The following is a 21,185-nucleotide window of genomic DNA, read 5'->3' as shown; positions in this document are numbered from 1 at the left end:
CCAGCCGTAATACGGGAGCGAAGTGGCAATCAACTCATTCCCGTATTACGGCTTCGCCTAATACGGACTACAAAACTGTGCCATTCCCAGATTCACCGACGTGAATCGCGCTACATTCCCAACGAAGGACGCACATCCTCTGCCAAATCCCTAAGCTTGTTACTGTGCCGGTACATTATAACCGCTGCCTTTTCTGCGCTGGTTTGAGCATCCAAAGGTAATAACTCATCTGCCGCCTTGCGGCAATAGCTCTTCATCTCAATTACAGACTGCAATCGAAATGGATTACTTAAGCTCAACCCCCTGCCAAAATAAGCATTATTTATTGCTTCCTGTGAATGCGGTTCGGAAAGTGCTGCCAAATGAAGAAACTTCCAACACAGCTGAAAAGCCGCGGCACTCTGTTCCTCAAGCCTCATTTGCTGATAACGCAAAGCCAATTGCATGTATCCATTCGCCAAGGCCAAATATCCCGGGCATTGTTGCAATTTGGCAAAGGCTTCCAGGTTGTATAAAAAACCGGCTGTACGCTGCAAATCCTCTTCCGTAGCATGGTTCAATTCAGTATAAATCTGATGCAATTGACGACGCACGCTGTATATAGACGGATAACCTCCCTTCGCATCCTTTGCTTCCAAGTCCAGAAGAAATGATACATAACCAATCACCAGCTCAACATCTTTGATGCCCGGCTGAGCCATAAAACGAAAATCCGGGCTACCGGGTATACGCAGCTTGTCTCGCCACGCTTCCCAAAAATCATCAAACTCAGGTTCTTTCAAGTGATCTATAGCGTGCGGGTAGTGCAATTGAAACTCGGCAAGCTGCTCAGAATTCCACGCCCTCATATGCTTTATCACTTCAGAAAAATTAGCGTCATCCAAAAAAGTGGCCACTGTTTTATATTCCGTCAGCTTTTCCTGCATTGATTTCTCCAAAAAAAATTGCGTCATTTTTTTCTCAATAGGTCAAACACTGTCTATAGTTATAGGTAAGTCTAGTTGATCCTATAAGGAAATGGCGAGTGGACGCAGAACAAAAAAAACGAATTATCAAGCGCTATATAAAGGAAAAAAGTGCAAATCCCGAAGCAGTCAATCTGGGTGATGATGCTCTGGCGCCTTACGCAGCCCTGGACGGGCTTCTTGATTACATTGATGGCAATAACCGTGGCTTATTTGATTTGGCCACTTTTGAAGCCAATCAGGGACAGTGGGAACAATTTACGGACATACTCAACTATGCCAGCACATTTACTGCCGGCTCTCCCCCTGCCCTTACTAAAATCAGTCTGCGCAGTGCCGATTTTGGTTTACAATACTGGCGCAATGCGCGTGACATCAATGCCTTGCCCAAAGATAATTATTATGCACGCCCTACCAGCAAACCCGCAGTGGCCGATGCCGATCTGGATCAAAAAATACAGGGCAGTCGTGCCAAATTATATGCACTTACCCAGACATTTCCACAAGCTACTGCGTTTGATCCTGCGAATACAGAACAGGTAAAAACCCGAATTGCTACTTTAAATCAGCAAATGAAACCCTTACAAGACGGCACCGTGCAAAAAGCTGCCTTGCAAAAGCAATTGAATATATTGCTCGATTTAAACAAAGTAAATCAGTTGGAACGCATCACTATCCCTCAGGATAACGGCGCCCCCCTCACCTTCTGTACTCTGGCAGAAGCGGCAGGCGGGGTGACGGAAAAAGTATCCTTAATCGGTTTGGCAAAAGTAAAAACCCAATTGGGGCAGCTCTGCGCTCGCAATAACCTCACCGTAGATCTCTATGACACGGAAAGAGGACAATACAAATTAAACACTGAGGCAATCATTAAACTGCCGAAACATGGTGAGATTAAGGAAGTCCAGCATGAAGCGCTGGCTCTCAATATTTCCCGAATGCTGGGACTTAATACTACAGCCTCCACTTCCATATCTTATAACGGACACCCGGCTTTGTTTGTTCCTTTTGATGACATACGCCTGTTAAGCGATTTTGCTACAGGCAAGACTTTTACTGCAGGTTTGGGCTTTAGTGGCCAGACTTACACCCATTATTCGACGATTAATCCTGTGGGAGATGGAATACAGGCAGATCGCTTTGTTGATGACTTTGGCACAGCACTTGGCCTGCTTTATTTGAGCAGCGATACGGATGCTGTAGGCGGATATTGTCAAAATAAAGCCTTACAGAACTGTAAGTCTCTATTTATTTTTGATCAGGTCATCATGGATAGCGATAAATTTGCCCTTGACTCGCGTTTAAGCCTGCAACCAGACCAATTTTTTGTGAAACATTTGCGTCACGGAAAAGGTCGCAACAGAACACTTATTGAAGATTCACCCATGACGACAAAATACGCCAGTCTCATGCAATTAAAAGAGGACAGCGGTAAAATCCTGCAATACCTCAGTCATGTTGCATGGCAGCACCACAACAGGGGCGAAGTAATTAAACAGCAGCTTAAAGGGCAAATCACTAAAGAAGTTCGAGACCAGTTAAATGCGGAATTAAAAGACGTGCAAATTCTTGAGAAAGATGCAGAAACACTTAAGAGTAAAATTCAGGCGCGTATTAAAAAAATTGACGAAATCTTACCCAAAGTAACAGGGGCAGTAAGCGCCAACGAAGTAAGGCAAGTATTAATCCTTGAAAAACTACTGCATAACCCTGTTTTATTTAGTGATGACGGACGTCCTTACAAAAATCCCTGGACGACCCGGCAAGATAATCCCGCCCAATCGGTCACTGATTTAAATAACGGCAGTGTGGAAATCACATTCAAAAATAAAGTATCCCCTGAAATGCTTGCCTTTATTAAACGACAAGGCGGTGGCGACTCGTTAACCCTGACCTCGCCCAAAGTAATTACCGTCAGTAAAGCGCATCTTAATGCCCTCAGTGAGGGGATGTTGCATCCGGAACATACCGTAAACCTGAATGCCAATGCCCATTATCTGGATGCCGCAGATTTGGCACAAATCAAAGATGCTTACACGGATGGGCACAGAACACGTATCATCAGTGCCATAGCAGACTATCAGGCGGTGATGAATAACAGAGCCAAGAGTACCCCTGATAAAATGGCATGTCTTGTTAAAACAGAAGCGGATCTTAAAGCATTCATCCAGACAGCAAAAGATAAAGGTTTTGGTCTGCATGTTTTGAAAAAATTTCATTTTGATGAGCAACAAAGATTGCAGGCATTGATGAATCCGGCACTCATCCCGGCCAATTTAAATCAGGCCTTTGCAGCCGCGTTAAAGCTGGACAGAGTTTCTGAATTTAATGAAGTCGTCCGTGAAGCCATTACTCATAATAAACTGACTGATGCTCAGTTCACTGGTTTTTTGGCATCCTGCATTCAAAAAGAAGCACTGGCGACCAATCACAGTACCGCCCAAAGGGAAAGTCTGGCTCTGTCCCAGGATGCACAAAGAGTTATGGCTCATTTGAAATTACCTGTTGCGCCACTCATCGTTCAGTTAGGAGGCCCTGTCATGCCTGATGACAGATTAGCCCGAATTGACCCTATTGCTGCTCTGGAGGCAGATTTACAGGTCGAACATGATTTACTGATTTCCCGAGCAATTACAGTAAGCCCATCAACATCGCCAGTTGCAGCAGTTGATGATAAAGTTAATGAACAAATTGCCGTTAAGATTTAATATCAGAGTCAACAGGTCCTGCAAAGGACTCATGGAGCGAATATGCCAGTACATGAAAGGCGTCAACATTTTCGTATCGATGATCATCTCTATTTTGATTATCGGATTCTTGCGCCAGGAGAATTTTGTTCTGATTTGTCTATAACAAATCAGCTTCTTGGTGAAAATGGTCAAAAATATATGGAAGCGGCGCAATATTTTCAAAATATTGACTACGAACTTTCCGAACTGACTCAAGCCATTGGAATAAAAGAACCAGCACTGGCTCATTATCTGAATTTGCTTAATGCAAAAATCGATTATCTGTCGCGTCAGATGCTGATGTCTGGAAAAATCCAGATGCGCAAGGTTAATATAAGCCTTGGGGGTATGGCCTTTAAAACTCCTGAACTCATTAAAGAAAAGACCAATCTGAAAATTGTTATCTATACCAAACCCAAAATGGTTCCCATTATTGTGGATGCGGTGGTAGTGTATAGCCAGTACATCAGTGAAACCCATTATCGTACGGCCGTTTCCTTTAATGAACTGACGAATGAACAGGAACAGCTGCTCTCTCAGCATATTTTGCAGGCACAGGTAAAAAATCGCTCCGATTAATGCAGCAGAGTGCTTGGAGTAGTACCCGGATTGGCGCATAATGTGCTTTTTTGAAAGTAGATGAGGTACCAGATGAGCAGAACCGTATTTTGTTGCAAACTACAACAGGAAGCAGAAGGCATGCAAAAACCACCCTTTCCAGGAGCCTTGGGTGAGAAAATTTTTAATGAAGTGTCAAAACAGGCCTGGAATATGTGGTTATCTCATCAAACCATGTTGATTAATGAATACCGTCTAAATCTGATTGAAGCAAAATCCCGCGATTTCTTAAAAGAAGAAATGCAAAAATATTTTTTCGGTGAAGGCTCTGCAAAACCCGCAGGTTTCACCGCTAAAGAATAAGTGCACAAATTCGTAGCCCGTATTAGCGAAGCGTAATACGGGAAATTGCCACTTCGATCCTGTATTACGCTCCGCTAATACAGGCTACGAGATCCGAGCCGCGGCCATAAGAAGTGCGAAGCAAGCTGCAGCAGTATTTGGACACTGAATCAATCTAAAGGATAACACTATGTTCCATGAATTATTGCAAATTAATGATGAAGTTTTGGAAGCAATGGAGAGCCGCAAACCTATAGTCGCCCTTGAATCCACCATTATTTCGCATGGCATGCCCTACCCTGATAACCTGACCACCGCATTAAAGGTTGAAGACATTATCCGCGAACAAGGTGCAGTTCCCGCGACTATAGCCCTTTATCAGGGTAAAATTCACATTGGTCTGACGCAGAAAACCATGGAACATCTTGCAGAACATACAGAAGTAATGAAAGCATCACGCAGAGATATTGCCTTTGTATTAAGCAGACGCATGACCGCCAGTACTACAGTCGCGGCAACTATGTTTTGTGCCCACATGGCTGGCTTACCCTTATTCGTTACCGGCGGTATCGGCGGCGTTCATCAGGAAGTAGGAAGCAGCTTTGATATTTCGGCAGATCTGATTGAGCTGGCCAATACACCAGTAACCGTTGTCTGTTCCGGTGCGAAATCCATTCTTGATTTACCTAAAACACTGGAAATGCTCGAAACCCATGGCGTGGCGGTAATTGGCTATGCAACCGATGAATTTCCAGCATTCTACAGCCGCTCCAGTGGCATCCCAATGCTTCACCGTTTAAATACTCCCAAAGAAATAGCAAAGCTAATGATGTTTCAACGAACCCTCAAAATGGACAATGGCATCGTCATTGCTAACCCCATCCCCTCTGAAGCAGAAATTTCCGATGATGAAATCATGCCCTTCATTCAGCAAGCCCATAGGGAAGCAGAAGAAATAAAAGGCCAGGCATTAACACCCTTTTTATTAAAACGCATTGCTGAACTGACTGCAGGAAGAAGCCTGGCTGCCAATATTGAATTAATAAAGAACAACGCCATTCTGGGTGCAGAAATCGCTGTCGCTTATCAGGAAAAATTATTTTCAAAAAAAATGTAAAGAGTTCTTGACTCAAACTCGTTCTCGGAGTTTAATAGCAACCCATTGGGGCCAGATAGCTCAGTCGGTAGAGCAGAGGATTGAAAATCCTCGTGTCGGCGGTTCGATTCCGTCTCTGGCCACCATGTAAATCAAGAACTTACGTGGTGGTTACCCAAATATCTGAAATCGCATGTAGACTCAATGTAGACAGTTAATTCTGATTTAAAGGATTTTCCCAAATATTTTCTCCAGTGTTATATCCCTTTAATCCACATACCTCTAGATATCCATTTCTAAACAATAAATAATACCGCGAAGAAGCACCTTCAGCTTTATATGTCATATAAACAAATGTTCTGAATGGATTTTCATCTGTTTTTTCAAAAATCGGCTCTCCACATAATTGTTTAACTTCTTCAATACTAGTTCCGGCCTCTACAAGCTGTCCTTGACAACGCATTTTATCAAAACGATAAGATGAAAAAGCTAATATAGGCAATAATAAAAACAACAAAAAGATTAATTTTTTCATAAAAATCCTTTTAAATTGGTTTTTATACATTATAGTAGAACTTTCTAATATATGTTCTTTTTTAAACCATCAACAGGAGTTAATGGATAGCACAAAAAAGTGAAAGGGGAAATTTCTTATCAAACTAATTGAGCATATCTGAAATGGGTTGTTATGGTTTCTTATTCAAACTCCATGTAAAGATGGGAGCAGTATCCTCGATATATAGATTCCACTCCCCTGTGTCACTGCTTCCAGCAGTGACGCAGGAATATCTGACATTACTAACCCTCCAACACTAAGCCTTAAAAGACCATTTGTCCTGACGCACCAAATAAGATAGGACAAAATATTTCCTGCAATGGTATTGCTCCCAGATCTGCACTTTGCTATTTTTTAAATGAAGCATGACTGATGAGTCGGTGAAAATCCGATGAAACGCTTAGGCGTCTTATGCTAAGCCACTCTCATTCCCTAACCTTGTGGCTGGACGTATAGTCGGGAAACCCTTCAGGAACCTTTACCGTTCGGTAAGGGGAGTTCTTCGGAACTCTAAGTCATTTCGTTTGACCATGGATTAGAGATAAAGCCCCGCTTTATCACTTTCATTTACTTTATTTTATTAAGGAGAAAAACTCACCAGAAAAACTATAGCAGTACTGGCTATATCGTTTGCCTTATAACGATTGATTTGCCCCCTTCTTCGAGCTTTACAGCTTTTGCCGGGTTTCAACAGAGAGTGAACCGCTCGACCAACACTAAACACTACACAGGGCAAATTCTTTTATTAATAACTTTTGCGGATGGAAAGATGCGTACACAATCCTTGAGACAATTCGCTAATCGACAAATCAAACAGGATAGGCAAGGTAAATACCTGTACCGGAAACACCGTGCCTATGTCATTCATAAAATGATTGATGATTTATTTGTTATTCGACAAGTGCCGCCATCGTGGCAGGCATTGCAGTCTGAGCAAATACACAAACTCGTGCGTTATTGGAAAAAACAGGATATCAATCCAGTTACTATCATGCGTTATATGACCATTATTCGCCGGTTTTTACAGATGAGTGATTGTTCCATTGCCAATATAGATAATCAATCACTTGAGTTAGAAAGGCCGAAAGCCAGAAACAGGAGGAAAAAAATAATTTCTCCCGATATCTGGAAGTCTTTTACTGATCCAGTAGCCAGAGTGATTATGGGGTTACAAACTGAGTTTGGACTTACTTTCAAGGAGTCCATCCTGATTAAGCCAAATATCCAGGTTAGAGAAGCCGATCTTTGGATAACTCGTGATATTGCTTTTAATTCTACCGACCGTGCCATACCAATTAGAACTGAAAACCAGAAAGCAGTGCTCCATCTTTTTAATTGGCTCGTGCAGGGCCACGGTAATCTTTTGCAAATAAAATCTTACGAAGCGCTGCGCATTATATGGCGTAGTGCCTTAACACCGCACCGTTTATCTACTACCAAAAGTTGGCGTTATTTGTATGCAAAGCAAATGTACGCTTTCCTATTGCCTGAATATGAAAATTACAAGACTTGTTTGCTGTTACGTGATGAGATGGGAATTAAATCAAGGAATACGCTGTGGTTATATCTCAAAAATTAACGGGGACAATTGGGACATGCGGGACAGCCCATAAATACTGGCTTGTAGTGGTCCCATTATGTCCCACAACTTAAAAATTATGGGACAAATTCTACTTTCCTATTCACCACTCCAGATTTTATCAGTAAACATATAAACTCTCGGTGTTCCCACTCCCCTGATGCGTGGTTTATGAGTAGGTAATCCATCTGCTGCTGGCTTTAACCAGCCCTCATTAATTAAAACTCGAGCAACCGTGCGAGATTCAAATCCCTGACATAATTCTTTTTTGAATACTTCGGTTAATACCATATATACCCGAAACCCTGCATCATCGGTGTAATAAAATCCTGCACGATTTTGCAACCTTTCATTATTTGGTGTTTTGATGTTATCAAATCGGCTGGCACCATGAGACTCAAAAAAGGATCGAACTTGCGCTAATATTGTCCTGTCTTCTCTATTACCTTCTGCACCAAAATGATCCAGCCATGCTTGGTAGCACTGATAACCAGCGCGAATAGATTCACCGTCCTTCCATCCCGTCAATCCATACTCAGTAGCTAATTCACCAGCAACTGCAACCAAGGCAAACCGACGTGCTACCCGAATAATTTGTCCCGTTGAATCTGGCAAGACAACACTACTCACAAAGGCTTGTAATGTATCAGCAATGTTCGTGGCAATAGTTTGTTGGTTTGCCACTACTTTTTGCAACCAAGCCATGCCTACAGCACCATAATATTTACTGGCGTATTCTTTTAAAGATAAGGCCATGGTTGCAGGGCTAAGCTGATTATGAGTTGTTTCAAATATCCCCATGTTTAAGCCCGCATCGGCCTCAATATCAGCCAATCGAATCTCCTGACCAGCATTGGTTTTCTGTCCGGCTCTGGCCATCAGAGAGACTAAAGATTCTTCTCCAGCAGACAAAAAGAATAATGACCAGCGCGAAGATGGTTTAACTGTTCCATGTCGAGATGCTCGGGTTTTTCCTTGACCATTAGCCAACAAATAAGCAGCGTCTCCCGCTTCTTTGGGTTCTAGCTGACTTAATTCATCCAGAATTAATAAACCATCATTATGTAAAGCAGCCAAGCCTTCAAGACCATTCGTGGTACTGCGCCATAATCGGCAATAGGACTGTGGATTACCCCAAACGGAAGCCGCTACTTTCAAGGCTGTACTTTTACCACTTGAGGAAGCACCTCTGAAATGAAATCCCCCTGAATCCTCCCCAGCAATCTTTGCCAATGCTGGCGCAAAAGCAGTTGCGATAGCAAAAACTAAACGGGAATTTCCAGCAGCGAGTTGACCTATTGATTCTCGCCAGTCGTTTACCGTACCTGATACCGACATAGCAGACTCAACAGCGTGGCTATTTTGAAAAACGATTTTCTCTGAGGAATGGCCAATGGTTTGTGAAGCCGTAACAAAGAGGTTTTCATGCCAACCAAGTTTATCGACACAACGTGCTCGATTTTCTACTGGAAAGACCTGCAAATAAGTGGCTAGTAAATCACGGGCAAGTTTGTTAGGAGATATACTCAACCCAAGACTAGCCAATTCCCGTCTTACTTCTGAAGCATCCCCTTGAAGCAAAGCCAAGGGCATTGCCCATTGATGTATAATTCCGTCATCATCTTGCCATTCAAGTAATCGACCCCACTCGCCACTTTTAGCATCACGCGTTTTCGCCACTACCTGTAAAGGGGAACAAATCCAGCGTGGTGCCATGGAATTGCCATCCTTGTCTTTTCCAATAAAAGACACGCCCTGTTCATTTAATTTAAAACAACCACCAGCGTATTCACACATAACAGGCTCTGTTTTATTTAACGTAATAATTTGTTTTTGCTGCATCACTTTTTCTCCAACAACGTTCAGGAGGATAGAAATCTATCTGTTTATTGATTGACTACTGAAAGTACTTGTCCTTCGTCACAGGTAGAGCGATAGATTTTCTGTTGTTGCAGAAAAGACAACACATCATTTTTGCGATACAACACTTTACGACCTATTTTTAGATAGGGCACGCCTTTGCCTTCCCAGCGATTACGTTCCAAAAGCTGGGTAGAGCAATCCAAAACAGCCGCCAAAGTCTGTTGATTAAACAAGGCAGAATTGGGTGCAGACTCAAACTCATTGAGTAGTTGTAAACGTGATATTTTTTTATTCATATGGAACCTCATCAAATGATTATTCATTCAGCTTAATGCCGACGGTTTGCGTCCTGCGCGATGAATACCAGTTGACTGTCCGGCCGGTTCCCTGTGTTAGGGATAAAGTCGTGATATTTCATTTTTCCTTTGCTGTTACAGTACCGTTAACCTGTAAAAGCGTAGAGCTCGTGAGAAGTATTGCGTGTAATTTAAAAGGGTGTCAAGCGCTTTCAGGGCTTGAGATCTGATTGATATTAAATGAAATTAAATGATACTGAAAAAATTTTTATGACAGGATTTGTCCCATGTGTCCCAATTGAAAAATTAGATATTGGGACACCTAAAACCCTGTGTTTATAAAGTTGTCCCACTTGTCCCAAATGTCCCATCAGATTTTGTATCACTTTGTTAAGATTGATTTCTTTTTAATAATTCAGCTTTAAGCGCAAGCCCTTTCTCTGTGAGGTAATACTTTTGTTGACTACTCTTAGGTTTATCCGGAATTGTCATAGCAATCAAGCTCGCTTCTAAAGCTGGGATTAAGTAGGCATGTCGAAAGTGATCTTCATGACGTAATCCTAGCGCTTCTTGGATTTCTATGCGTTTCATCTTCCCATTGATTACCAATATGGCGCGTTCAACTTCCCCGGTGACTTCCCCGGTGACTTCCCCGGTGACTTCCCCGGTGATTTGGACATTTACTGTTTTCTTCTTGCGCCAAAGCGTTGTTAAAAATCCATCAGATATAGAAAATTGAGGTTCAGGCAACCCGACTTCTCGACATCGACGAATCATGTCGCCAGTACCTGTTCCCATACGTTCGATGTATTTAGTTAAATACAGGGGTTCTGCCAACAATGGGTTATGAGGAACTGAACCATGTGAGTGACGAAGCTTCTCAAGTGTGAGTGAAGGAGGTAATGTTCCAGGATTCCATATTTCGAGCCTGTCAGCAAACAGCATGACTTGCACGCTGCCATTGCTGGTATAATCACGATGAGCTACCGCATTGACAATAGCTTCAACGACAACTTCACGCGGAATTTCATATTTCACAGGCACTTGCGTCTCTGATTCTCTTGTACCAACCCATAAATTAATTTTGGATAAGACAAAATCCACTGCTTGATCAACCAAATCAAACACCGTGCCTTTATAGACCTGATAAGAGGGTATTGGTTTTGCAACCTCTATTCCATGATAATGAGCACATTTAATTTCTGAAGAGATTAAGAATCGTTGTGGTTGTTTTCCGAATAGCAAAACTGCTGCATGGGTTGGTCTTTTATCATCTAATAAATTCAAATGAGTCAACAATTCAATAGGTGTTGCACCTTCCAATAAAGGAAATCCACGTGCTTGACGAGCGTGGCGTATAAAAGCAGTCATTTTATCTTTATCAAGATCATCTACGGAGGCATTACGGCATGGGGCAGCATCAAATGGTCCATTACGAATGAGTTCCTGATCTTCCAAATATTGCACTAAAGCAGTATAAACATTGCTGATCAATTCAGGTATAGCGTTATACCGGCGGCGAACTAATTCATTCCCAGCTCGCAGGACTAATGCTTGCATCTTTGGATGCCGCTTTTGATCATCTGATCCTTTGATAAAAATCAGTCTATTTTTTCGATGTTTTGTCGCTTCATTAAATTCATATTCAGTCGGTGAAAAACCGTCTTGATCTTCGTGACCATAATCATTACCAAATAATCCTATATAAAGATCGCTTTTGGCAATTTCGCTCAAATAAATTTCACGGCTATCACGATCAATGGCGGGCAGTTCTTCAAATAGGAAAGGTTCAAAAAAACGCCGCATTAATGGATCGCTAATTAACCAATTGCGAAGAGCCATCCGATCATCAGCAAGTTCTTTTTGTACGCTGCTGATAAAAATACGCAAAGTTTTCATTTTCATTTTTCCTAATTTAAAAATAATCCATTAATGCCGCGTCTTTAATCTGCATTTGTTCTAGCAAAAAATCTGAAATACGTTGCAATGGTTTCCTTAATCGCTCCACATCTCGCATTATATAACCAGCCGTTACATCATGGTTCATTTTATGATTTAACAAACGCTTTAAGGCGTAAGCAGGTAAATCCAGACTTTCAGCTGTTGTAGCAAAAGTGCGTCTTAAGTCGTGCACCGTAAATGATACACCAGATAACTCAGCTACCCTAAGCATTGCTTTTCTGGGTTCCATTAAATGGCCTGTTTTGCTCGGTGCTGGAAAAACAAATTCATTAATTCTAAATTGCTTTCTTCTTTGAAATAACTCAAATAGAAAGTTGGTCATAGGCAAGGTATGTATTTCCCTGTTTTTAGTATTTTGAATAGTGAATGTTTTTGCCTTAAAATCAATATCAGCCCAACATAATGAGGCTGCTTCCATTCGTCGTAAACCCGTAAATAAAATTAAGAGGAAATAATCTTTCCACATCATTGCCTGAGGGTAATCCTCTTGTGTACCCAACCGCTCTAAACCTTCACACCATACAGCAAGCTGGTGGCTTTTAATCATAGTATTTTTGCGATCCACGCGATACCAGCTTCGAGTATGAGATAAATATTCCACTGGATTAACTGCGATAATTGGCTGGCCATCCTCCAATTGATATTCATGAACAGCAAAATTAAAAACTGCTCTTAGTACACGCATGGCATAATTGGCACGCGCCTTACTGTTTGTCTGCCCATATTGTACATGGCGCTTGGCAATCATTTCTCTGGTTATATTAATTAAGGGTTTATCAAGCCAATCTAGCATCACCTGCCTCAAAATGCCTTGATAGTCTTTAATAGTAAGAGCCTTCAAATCCTTGCGTGCTTTTAGATAATCATTAAATACCTCTTTTAAGGTCAAGTGCTTTATCTTATTCGCTTTCTTTTCCGCAATTGGATTATCACCCCTGGCTATTTTACCTAATAAGTGCTTGGCCTGTTTCCGAGCTTCTTCAGCGGTGATTTGGCCGTACTTACCCAGAGTTACCCGCTTTACTTTACCGGCAATTCGAGTTTCAACCACAAAGCTTTTAATACCATTGGACGTGACTCGAAGCGCAAATCCTTTTAATTGTTCATCTCGATAAAATACCTGATCTTTTCCTTCAAATAGTTTGATTTTATCGATGAACGATTTGGTCAGTTTGATTGCTTTATTACTTTCCATAAATATATCCTCTCAAATCCCATGTAGACACCATGTAGACAGATTATTTAAAACTTAATAAAAATATAAAAATCTGAATGATGGCTAATATACTTGATTTAAAAGGGATATTAAAGAGATTTAAGATTAAATAAGAGGTATTAAAAACATATTAATTAGGATTGAAAATCCTCGTGTCGGCGGTTCGATTCCGTCTCTGGCCACCATGATCTCTATTTAAAAATTTTCCCCAAATATCAAGACCCTTTTTCAATTACCTGTCCCTCGATCACATCTTAGTATACGCCAGGCGGTTGTCCCTTAGGTATCTACACTAATGCTATACCAGGCTCCGTGCCTCAACAAAAATTCCGCTCCTTAACAGTCGCGGCTCGGTTTTCTGCTACACGAAAAAGTAAATTCGAAAGCACGAAAACCGAGCCGCGACCGTGAGGAAGCGGAACAGTTAAATGAGCAGGCATTTTATTCTTGCACTGATACACAGATTGAAATCAAAGGGCTCAGGATCGATTGATATTGGAGAAAACTCAATGAATAAAATCGTCGGATAAGCGCCGGATGTTACCAGCCGGTGCTTATCCGACGACTCTCCCCTTTTGATTTTCTTATCACCTGAATATCTCTCCCTCCTCAACCAAAAACTACCTCACCAACCCGAGGAACCAACTCCTCATTTGAATCTCATATGGATTATTCGGAATATCACTGTGGATTTTTCGGGTTATTGTATTGGATAATTCGGGTTTTACTATTGGATTTCTCGGGTTATTCTTGGCTATTTATCAAGAAATGTTATATATTGAAACTATGTTATATATATGAATCCCTATGTTTGAAAGAAAATTAACTCCCATTATTACTGAGCTACTAGCTGAATTCAGAATTGTTTATTTAACCGGCCCACGACAGGCTGGAAAAACGACTTTAACAAAAATAATTGCTCAAAATGGGGAGTTTGAATATATTTCTTTTGATAATCAAACCATTCTTCAATCAGCTCAAAACGATCCCATTGGTTTTATAAATTCCTTTCATGATAAAAAAGTCGTTTTGGATGAGTTTCAATATATACCTGAATTAATACCAGCCATAAAACACGCATCAGATAACCTGCCATCGAATGTGAAAGGAAAGTTCCTTTTAACCGGATCAGCAGATATTTTTCGCTCAGGTAAAACACAGGAGGCCTTACCTGGACATATGGCAAGATTAGAACTCTATCCACTGTCATTATCAGAAAAATATGAAGTTGATTATAATATTATCGATCTACTATGTAATGAACATTTTAATTCAAACAACCTTACGTTGCTTACTCGCACTGACTTAGCCAATTTAATTCTCGCAGGTGGATATCCAGAGATTCAAGATAAAAGTCCAAGGGCAAAACAAATATGGTACAAATCTTATATAGAAGGCCGTCTTTTTAAAGATTTCGAGACGCTATATCATGCTAAAGGTAACTATCGTTCTAAACTTGAAGCGCTTATTCCTTATTTGGCTGGAATCTCGGGAAATCTGCTTAAATATTCAAATATTTCAAATAACTTAGGTGAAGATGATAAACTAGTCAAAGCATATATCGAAGTTTTAGAATTGATGTTTATTATTAAAAGAGTCCCTGCTTACTTAAAAAATAAAGCAAAACGACAAGCAATTACAATGCCTAAGCTCCAAACAATAGACACCGGGCTTGCCTGTAGCCTTTTAGGTATAAAAAATGAAGAGCAATTACTTAATAGTCCTCACTATGGTGGGCTTTTAGAAAATTTAATCTATATGGAATTACTCAAGCAAAACAGTTGGTCAGAAGAGAAGGTAGAATTATTACATTTTCGAGATAAATATCAAAATGAAGTGGATATCGTCTTAGAGAGGGATAATCATAAGATCATTGGCGTTGAAATCAAAGCATCTGCAACTTTAAATATGCACGACTTTAAAGGATTAATAAAGTTAGCAGAGTTTAATCCTGCAAAATTTCAATATGGTGTCATTTTCTATTCTGGTAAAGAAATCTTACCGTTCTCTCAAAATGGCATTAAATTATTTGCCTTACCAATAGGTGTGTTTATCAAGTCAAGTTTGATAGTATAAACATTGGAAAACTATAATTGGTGATTATTGCCATACATTCCTAACACTAAAATTATGTATTAATCATTCTAAGGATTCACTGAGGTTTATAATCGTGAAAAGACATTCTACTAAGCGTGATTTACCGCGGGCTCAGGCTTTGGCAGAACGAGCTTTTGCTTCAATTGAGCGTTTTCTACATATCGAGGCTGTAAGCGGTATTGTCCTACTCATGGCGGCAGCGATAGCATTGATATGGGTTAATTCTCCCTTGGCTGATAGTTATCAGAATGTTTGGCACGCCCCTTTTTCTATCGGACTAGGAACGTTTGAGTTTTCTCGGTCTCTACATTTTTGGATCAATGATGCTCTGATGACTTTTTTCTTTCTCGTGGTTGGAATGGAAATTCGTCGCGAAATTCACGAAGGCTCGTTAAATAATATCAGACAAGCGATGCTTCCAATGATTGCTGCATTGGGTGGTGCTGTTGTACCTGCATTAATTTTTCTCGGATTCAATTCTCAACCAATTCAGCAAAATGGTTGGGCTATACCGACAGCTACTGATATTGCATTTGCAGTCGGTGTGCTTGCATTACTGGGACGCTCTATTCCTGGAAATATTCGCATATTCTTGCTGACTCTGGCTATCATTGACGACATCATTGCTGTTCTTATTATTGCATTGTTCTATTCTGGCGGTCTTAATTATGCAGGCTTCCTGATTGCAGGTTTAGGCATCATGTTGGTTCTGGGCTTTCAGCGCATCGGTATTGGTTCGGCATTTGGTTATATTATCCCGGGAGCAATTATCTGGATTGGAATGTTAATGACAGGTGCTCACCCTACTTTGGCAGGAGTTGTGCTGGGTTTAATGACACCGGTGGTGTCGGTACGTATGTCTGAGCGTCCACTAGATATATTGTCTCGAATTGCTAACGAACTCACCGGTCAAGATATAAAAATGGAAGACGAACATAAGTTGGCGCATTCTCTTCGAAAGCTCCAGCTTGCCCAGAGGGAATTGTTACCGCCGGTTGTGCGGGTACAAAAGGCTTTACACCCATGGGTTGCTTATGGGGTAATGCCGTTATTTGCGTTAGCCAATGCTGGGGTGAGCATGAGTAGTGGCACTTTCGCTGCTGAAAATGAGCTACGAATTATCATTGGTGTTGTTATAGCCTTGGTGATTGGAAAGCCTCTCGGGATCATAGGTATGAGCTGGGTTTCTGTGAAGATGAGATGGTGTCAATTGTCGCCTGATGTAAATTGGAAGGGCATCGCGTTGGTAGGTCTTCTTGCTGGTATCGGATTTACTATGTCTATTTTCATTGCAATGTTGGCTTTTGCCGATGAGAGCTTGCTAAATGCAGCAAAGCTGGGTGTATTGCTTGGTTCGCTCACTGCTGCTGTATTAGGACTCGCATGGGGTAAGATTTACATCAAACAGATGACATAGCGTTAGTGGTGTTAATAAAGGAATGGTACAATGAATAATGGAATGAAAAAAAATGCAATTAATCATAATATTGCTTTGCTGGCTATTATTCTTTTGATCTCTTCATTGGGACAAGTGACCTCAGATTTGTATTTACCTTCATTGCCAAGTATGGCTAAAAGTCTTTCTGTAGATATTAACTGGATTCAGTTTACCATTGCCATCTTTATGGCGGGGTTTAGTATATCACAGTTAGTTTATGGACCATGGTCGGATGCCATTGGCAGACGTTCTCCTTTATTAATTGGTTTATCTATTAATCTCATTGGTAGTTTGATCTGCTGGTTATCTCCGAATATTTATCTTCTATTTCTAGGTAGGTTTATTCAAGGTTTAGGCGTTGGGGCTGGCTATTCATTAGCACGGCCTATGTTAAGAGACCTTTTTGAAAAGGAAACATTGGCTATTTATAACTCCTATTTGGCAGTGTCAACAGTGGTTATATTAACTACAGCGCCAATACTTGGTGGATATATTCAGCAATATGCTGGATGGCGTTATAATTTTTTGTTTCTTAGTATCTATGGCTTTCTTATTCTATACTTTTTTTATCATAAGACTCCTGAGACCAGTAGGTTTCATCACAAAGATAATTTGAAAATTAAAATTATATTAACAAATACAAAAATTTTAATTAAGAGTCCAATTTTTTTGCGGTTTTCATTATGTCCTTTATTAACTTATGCCGGGATTTTGGCCTGGATTACTGCAGCACCTATTGTATTACAAGAAAAAGTTGGTCTTAATCCTGTGCAATTTGGCTGGATTTATATTTTTTCCGGTATTGGATTTGCTGCAGGTGGATTCTTAAATATGAGATTTGTCACAAGACTTGGTATTGATCGTATGATGAACATCGGTTTTTTGTGTCAACTTTGCGCAGGCTTAATAATGTTGTCTTTTTACTTGCTTGGATATATTAATACTTATGTCATTGTTGCCCCCATTCTACTTTTTATGATGGGTTCAAGTTTAGTCTTCCCTAATTCCTCGGCAGGTGCTCTAACTCCTTTTCCAAAAATTGCTGGAACAGCAGGTGCCCTATTTGGTTTTGTGCAAATATTGGGAGGAGCAATCTCAAGTAGTATAGTGGCACTCTCCCATGATAAAAACCAGTTACCCATCGCAATAGCCTTCATTATTACTGCCTTGTTGTCCATACTGAGTTTTCGCACCCTTAAATCTAAGATCTGAACATCTTAGTTCCCCATTGATTTTGTGATTTTGAAGTGTCATGAGTTGAATTCAAATTCCTGAGTAACAACATAGTCATTGTCAAAACTTGAAATGAAGTCACACATAGACTCGAATAACGCGATTAAGCAAACAACAGGAACGGCAGTAATAGCAATTGCCATAGCAGGAGCCAAGGTTAACAACCCTACAGACAGCTCAAGTACGCATATTGGTAATGCCTGTATTGCAGCTATTATGCAAACGACAGGAAGTAACATAAATGATAATAAAAGCGCTCCAAGAAATTCAGCAATACCTTGTTCTTCAGGAAACATTTGTTCCAAAAATAAAGCTATGATTTGCGAAGCAAATAACGATGAATATTTCAGAGCAAAGCATTCAAAAGAAAATCGTAACGGAGCCGTAGCATAAAAAAATGTTGCGTTACTCAGCTCAAATGTATTTTCATTTTGTTTCATTAGAGAGACCCTTCATACTGGCAAATTGGCCAAAATAATAACATAAGCGCTTAAAATTGAAAATGATTAATCACTTGCTATACTCAATCCATAATCAATAGAGTCTTACCACTGATCATGCAGGAGAGCTATGATGACTACAGTCAAAACTAAAGATGGAATTGAAATTTTTTATAAAGATTGGGGGAAAGGACAACCGGTCGTTTTTAGTCATGGCTGGCCTTTATCAGCTGATGATTGGGATGCACAAATGATGTTTTTCCTTAATCATGGCTATCGTGTCATCGCTCATGACAGGCGCGGGCATGGCCGCTCTACCCAAACCAGTGAAGGTCATGATATGGATCATTATGCCGACGACTTAGCGGTACTGGTCGCTCATCTCGATCTTAAAGATGCCATCCATATTGGCCATTCAACTGGCGGAGGTGAAGTAGTCCACTATCTGGCTCGTCATGGTGAAAGTCGGGCGGTAAAAGCCGTAATGATTAATGCTGTACCACCCTTAATGGTAAAAACTGCCAGTAATCCGGGTGGCCTGCCCAAAGAGGTGTTTGATGATTTTCAAACCCAGGTTGCCAACAATCGTGCCCAATTTTACTACGATGTACCAGCAGGTCCTTTTTATGGCTATAACAAGCCGGGTGCGAAACCTGATGCAGGAGTTATCTGGAATTGGTGGCGCCAAGGCATGATGGGCAGTGCAAAGGCACATTATGATGGTATCGTTGCTTTTTCTCAGACTGATTTTACGGAAGATTTGAAGAAAATAACATTGCCCGTTTTGGTCATGCACAGTGAGGCAGATCAGATTGTACCTTATGCTGATTCAGGCCCTTTATCCGCGAAATTATTAAAAAATGGTACATTAAAAACGTATAAAGACTTTCCTCATGGTATGCCAACGACCGAAGCGAAAACGATTAATGAAGACATACTCAAGTTTATCAAATCCTGAATAGCAAATGCAGGCAGACCGGGCTAGAACTGTAAAGAAGCGAATGGTTTCGTAGCCCGGTCTGCTTGCAGCCGGGAATGGAGACAGGGTTTACAAGATCTTAAAGTTATAAGAAGCACTAGAGCTCCATTGAATGAATGAGTTCACTCTGCTCTAATAAATGCTTACATCGCTTCATGACAATTTCCTGATATTTCTTTAAATATTTTGCTTCTTTATCATTAATCAAAATAAGGCTGATTTCTTCTTGCAAAGCAACAGATAGCTTGCCAATCAAATATTTTAAACGTTTGGCTACTAATAATCTTGGCAACTGGCATGTATCTGCAAAATCAGCTAACTGATAAGCATTGATATTATTCTCTTCAAATTCATCTCCTAATGCCATCGCCAAGGCATGCTCAAATTCAGGATACATTTTTATATTAACCAAATCATAAAATGGTGCGAGAGAAATGCCGTTAGCCCCAACAAAAAAACTTAGATTTTTACCGTGAGCATCGCAATTAAATATCAAAATATTAAATAAAACCCAATCGAGTATTTGTTGCTTGGTTTTTGCAGGATTGATGCATTGATTTGCAAAATCAAATAGCTTAGGCAAACTTACCCCATCTCTTATATTGGCCACATCTCGGCTATTTCCAAAATTCTGTTCATATTTATATTCCGGGGGTAAATTCAATGCCTGACAACCGTCTATTAAGTGACGTCTTTGCACTATATTAGTGGCAATCATTTTCCTATCAAAACGCTCCACCAATAAAGCAGGATGCTGACCAAAACGTTTCATCTGGACATTAGCAACATTCAATGAACAGCGTTTAGCGAGCTGCATACTCAGATATTCATTTAAAACCAAATAAGATAGTTTTTGTTTTTCAAATTTAAGAATATGGGTAGAACACAAGCTACCTTCTCCAAAACCAAGTTGCTCTTCTTTATTGAACACCACGTTAATTTTATCTTGTACTCCGGCAACTGAAAGACGTGGTTTTCCATCCCAAACCATTAAACTATGGAGATCACGATTATTTAAACGCTCTTCTAACTCCTCATGAGTTATCAGTCGAAAATTCGCATGATTAGGAATTTCTTGATTTGATGGCAATATCACTAATGATCCGGGTGTATCCAATCCTAAAGCTTGAATAAGTCCAAATGTATTGTATTTACTTAAATGAAAAATATTAACTAATACCTCTAAAGGATTTCCTTCGGGTAATAAATTTCGCAGAAATCGCTGCACGTTCAATGGTGGAATATCTTCATACAAAGGTAAGTGTGGAGAAACAGCATAACCTGTCTTTTGCCAATTGGCATTATAACTCCAATACAATTGATCCTCGATAAGCGTGATATGGGCTATTTGATATTCTCCCTGATAAACATCCAAGACCTGCTTATCTCCAATCATTTTCATCCTCACCATTATCCATCCATGGCTTTATGTACAGACTTATTCCTAAACCGGAACAAATCTGTAATACACTTGCCAATTGACAACTCGATTGCCCATGCTCGATTTTCATAAAGGTTTCTTTGGCTACACCACACAAAGCAGCCGCATCCTCTAGCCGTAAATCACTTTGGGTTCGGCGTGCTTTAATGACTTCCCCTAACAACTCTGCGGTTAACGGTTGTTGAAGATTAGGCGTCTTTAATTTTTTAATTTGCTTGGCCATATAATCCTACTGGAGTAGACTTAATATAAGAACTTCGATTTAATTATTAATTAATCCTATTATGGTAGGATTAAATTTAAAAATACAATAACAACCGATTAAAATCCTAATACAATAGGATTATAGTAAAGTAATCGCAGACTCGCACGTACTTAAGATGTTTTTGTAGCCC

General features: G+C 40.3%; 18 protein-coding genes and 2 tRNA genes. 11 read left to right on the top strand and 9 right to left on the bottom strand.

The genetic code is table 11. From position 1 onward, the window contains the following. Positions 1-110 precede the first annotated feature (110 nt). Positions 111-953, bottom strand: coding sequence for a DUF5630 domain-containing protein (locus B094_RS16370; RefSeq protein ID WP_018575795.1), 843 nt, complete (start codon positions 951-953; stop codon positions 111-113). Between the two features lie 71 nt (positions 954-1,024). Here B094_RS16370 and B094_RS0100315 point away from each other — a divergent pair, with 71 nt between their 5' ends. The 5 genes from B094_RS0100315 (at position 1,025) to B094_RS0100295 (ending at position 5,836) form a co-directional block, all read left to right on the top strand. Next, positions 1,025-3,673, top strand: coding sequence for a hypothetical protein (locus tag B094_RS0100315; protein ID WP_018575794.1), 2,649 nt, complete (start codon positions 1,025-1,027; stop codon positions 3,671-3,673). Between the two features lie 42 nt (positions 3,674-3,715). Beyond that, positions 3,716-4,273, top strand: a complete 558-nt coding sequence (locus B094_RS0100310) for a PilZ domain-containing protein (RefSeq protein WP_018575793.1) — start codon at positions 3,716-3,718, stop codon at positions 4,271-4,273. A gap of 72 nt (positions 4,274-4,345) precedes the next feature. Continuing rightward, entirely contained in the window at positions 4,346-4,615 is a 270-nt protein-coding gene (locus B094_RS0100305) for an oxidative damage protection protein (RefSeq protein WP_018575792.1), read from the top strand. 169 nt (positions 4,616-4,784) lie between these two features. Beyond that, complete coding sequence (locus B094_RS0100300) at positions 4,785-5,711, top strand: pseudouridine-5'-phosphate glycosidase (protein WP_018575791.1); 927 nt, start codon at positions 4,785-4,787, stop codon at positions 5,709-5,711. Between the two features lie 49 nt (positions 5,712-5,760). Further along, positions 5,761-5,836 (top strand) — tRNA-Phe (locus B094_RS0100295). A 68-nt stretch (positions 5,837-5,904) separates the two neighbouring features. Here B094_RS0100295 and B094_RS0100290 read toward each other — a convergent pair. After that, the gene (locus B094_RS0100290; protein WP_018575790.1) at positions 5,905-6,225 is read right to left on the bottom strand and encodes a DUF2845 domain-containing protein; all 321 of its coding nucleotides are present in this window, start codon (positions 6,223-6,225) and stop codon (positions 5,905-5,907) included. A gap of 790 nt (positions 6,226-7,015) precedes the next feature. On the opposite strand from B094_RS0100290, the gene B094_RS0100285 reads away from it, so the two are divergent. Next, on the top strand, positions 7,016-7,825 hold the full coding sequence (locus B094_RS0100285) for a hypothetical protein (RefSeq protein ID WP_018575789.1): 810 nt from the start codon (positions 7,016-7,018) through the stop codon (positions 7,823-7,825). Between the two features lie 99 nt (positions 7,826-7,924). Here B094_RS0100285 and B094_RS0100280 read toward each other — a convergent pair whose 3' ends face one another. The 4 genes from B094_RS0100280 to B094_RS0100260 form a co-directional block, all read right to left on the bottom strand. Next, complete coding sequence (locus B094_RS0100280; protein ID WP_018575788.1) at positions 7,925-9,667, bottom strand: DUF927 domain-containing protein; 1,743 nt, start codon at positions 9,665-9,667, stop codon at positions 7,925-7,927. Positions 9,668-9,711: 44 nt separating this feature from the next. Beyond that, positions 9,712-9,984, bottom strand: a complete 273-nt coding sequence (locus B094_RS0100275; protein ID WP_018575787.1) for a MerR family transcriptional regulator — start codon at positions 9,982-9,984, stop codon at positions 9,712-9,714. Between the two features lie 390 nt (positions 9,985-10,374). Further along, on the bottom strand, positions 10,375-11,883 hold the full coding sequence (locus tag B094_RS0100265) for a Fic family protein (RefSeq protein ID WP_018575785.1): 1,509 nt from the start codon (positions 11,881-11,883) through the stop codon (positions 10,375-10,377). A 16-nt stretch (positions 11,884-11,899) separates the two neighbouring features. Continuing rightward, positions 11,900-13,141, bottom strand: coding sequence for a tyrosine-type recombinase/integrase (locus B094_RS0100260; protein WP_018575784.1), 1,242 nt, complete (start codon positions 13,139-13,141; stop codon positions 11,900-11,902). A gap of 130 nt (positions 13,142-13,271) precedes the next feature. On the opposite strand from B094_RS0100260, the gene B094_RS17185 reads away from it, so the two are divergent. From B094_RS17185 to B094_RS0100245, 4 genes are all read left to right on the top strand, one after another. Further along, positions 13,272-13,347, top strand: a tRNA-OTHER gene (locus B094_RS17185). Positions 13,348-13,969: 622 nt separating this feature from the next. Beyond that, on the top strand, positions 13,970-15,238 hold the full coding sequence (locus B094_RS0100255) for an ATP-binding protein (protein WP_018575783.1): 1,269 nt from the start codon (positions 13,970-13,972) through the stop codon (positions 15,236-15,238). 94 nt (positions 15,239-15,332) lie between these two features. Further along, entirely contained in the window at positions 15,333-16,676 is a 1,344-nt protein-coding gene (gene nhaA / locus B094_RS0100250) for a Na+/H+ antiporter NhaA (protein WP_018575782.1), read from the top strand. A 30-nt stretch (positions 16,677-16,706) separates the two neighbouring features. Beyond that, entirely contained in the window at positions 16,707-17,909 is a 1,203-nt protein-coding gene (locus B094_RS0100245; protein ID WP_018575781.1) for a multidrug effflux MFS transporter, read from the top strand. A gap of 38 nt (positions 17,910-17,947) precedes the next feature. Here the strand turns inward: B094_RS0100245 and B094_RS0100240 are convergent, their stop codons facing one another. After that, positions 17,948-18,370, bottom strand: coding sequence for a hypothetical protein (locus tag B094_RS0100240; RefSeq protein WP_018575780.1), 423 nt, complete (start codon positions 18,368-18,370; stop codon positions 17,948-17,950). 130 nt (positions 18,371-18,500) lie between these two features. On the opposite strand from B094_RS0100240, the gene B094_RS0100235 reads away from it, so the two are divergent. Next, entirely contained in the window at positions 18,501-19,328 is an 828-nt protein-coding gene (locus B094_RS0100235; protein ID WP_237762234.1) for an alpha/beta fold hydrolase, read from the top strand. Between the two features lie 118 nt (positions 19,329-19,446). On the opposite strand, the gene B094_RS0100230 is transcribed toward B094_RS0100235, so the two are convergent. Continuing rightward, the gene (locus B094_RS0100230; RefSeq protein WP_018575778.1) at positions 19,447-20,751 is read right to left on the bottom strand and encodes a HipA domain-containing protein; all 1,305 of its coding nucleotides are present in this window, start codon (positions 20,749-20,751) and stop codon (positions 19,447-19,449) included. Then, complete coding sequence (locus B094_RS0100225) at positions 20,732-21,013, bottom strand: helix-turn-helix domain-containing protein (RefSeq protein WP_018575777.1); 282 nt, start codon at positions 21,011-21,013, stop codon at positions 20,732-20,734. The genes B094_RS0100230 and B094_RS0100225 overlap by 20 nt, the downstream gene beginning before the upstream one ends. Between the last annotated feature and the right edge of the window lie 172 nt (positions 21,014-21,185).

It is taken from the genome of Legionella shakespearei DSM 23087, from assembly GCF_000373765.1.
Lineage (GTDB): Bacteria > Pseudomonadota > Gammaproteobacteria > Legionellales > Legionellaceae > Legionella > Legionella shakespearei.
This window is presented reverse-complemented; position numbering and strand designations above follow the sequence as displayed.

Bases quoted from the DNA above. Each gene is read 5' to 3' on its own strand.
- B094_RS16370 (WP_018575795.1), bottom strand. From the start codon at position 953: ATGACGCAATTTTTTTTGGAGAAATCAATGCAGGAAAAGCTGACGGAA.
- B094_RS0100310 (WP_018575793.1), top strand. From the start codon at position 3,716: ATGCCAGTACATGAAAGGCGTCAACATTTTCGTATCGATGATCATCTC.
- B094_RS0100305 (WP_018575792.1), top strand. From the start codon at position 4,346: ATGAGCAGAACCGTATTTTGTTGCAAACTACAACAGGAAGCAGAAGGC.
- B094_RS0100300 (WP_018575791.1), top strand. From the start codon at position 4,785: ATGTTCCATGAATTATTGCAAATTAATGATGAAGTTTTGGAAGCAATG.
- B094_RS0100290 (WP_018575790.1), bottom strand. From the start codon at position 6,225: ATGAAAAAATTAATCTTTTTGTTGTTTTTATTATTGCCTATATTAGCT.
- B094_RS0100285 (WP_018575789.1), top strand. From the start codon at position 7,016: ATGCGTACACAATCCTTGAGACAATTCGCTAATCGACAAATCAAACAG.
- B094_RS0100280 (WP_018575788.1), bottom strand. From the start codon at position 9,667: ATGCAGCAAAAACAAATTATTACGTTAAATAAAACAGAGCCTGTTATG.
- B094_RS0100275 (WP_018575787.1), bottom strand. From the start codon at position 9,984: ATGAATAAAAAAATATCACGTTTACAACTACTCAATGAGTTTGAGTCT.
- B094_RS0100265 (WP_018575785.1), bottom strand. From the start codon at position 11,883: ATGAAAACTTTGCGTATTTTTATCAGCAGCGTACAAAAAGAACTTGCT.
- B094_RS0100260 (WP_018575784.1), bottom strand. From the start codon at position 13,141: ATGGAAAGTAATAAAGCAATCAAACTGACCAAATCGTTCATCGATAAA.
- B094_RS0100255 (WP_018575783.1), top strand. From the start codon at position 13,970: ATGTTTGAAAGAAAATTAACTCCCATTATTACTGAGCTACTAGCTGAA.
- B094_RS0100245 (WP_018575781.1), top strand. From the start codon at position 16,707: ATGAATAATGGAATGAAAAAAAATGCAATTAATCATAATATTGCTTTG.
- B094_RS0100240 (WP_018575780.1), bottom strand. From the start codon at position 18,370: ATGAAACAAAATGAAAATACATTTGAGCTGAGTAACGCAACATTTTTT.
- B094_RS0100235 (WP_237762234.1), top strand. From the start codon at position 18,501: ATGATGACTACAGTCAAAACTAAAGATGGAATTGAAATTTTTTATAAA.
- B094_RS0100230 (WP_018575778.1), bottom strand. From the start codon at position 20,751: ATGAAAATGATTGGAGATAAGCAGGTCTTGGATGTTTATCAGGGAGAA.
- B094_RS0100225 (WP_018575777.1), bottom strand. From the start codon at position 21,013: ATGGCCAAGCAAATTAAAAAATTAAAGACGCCTAATCTTCAACAACCG.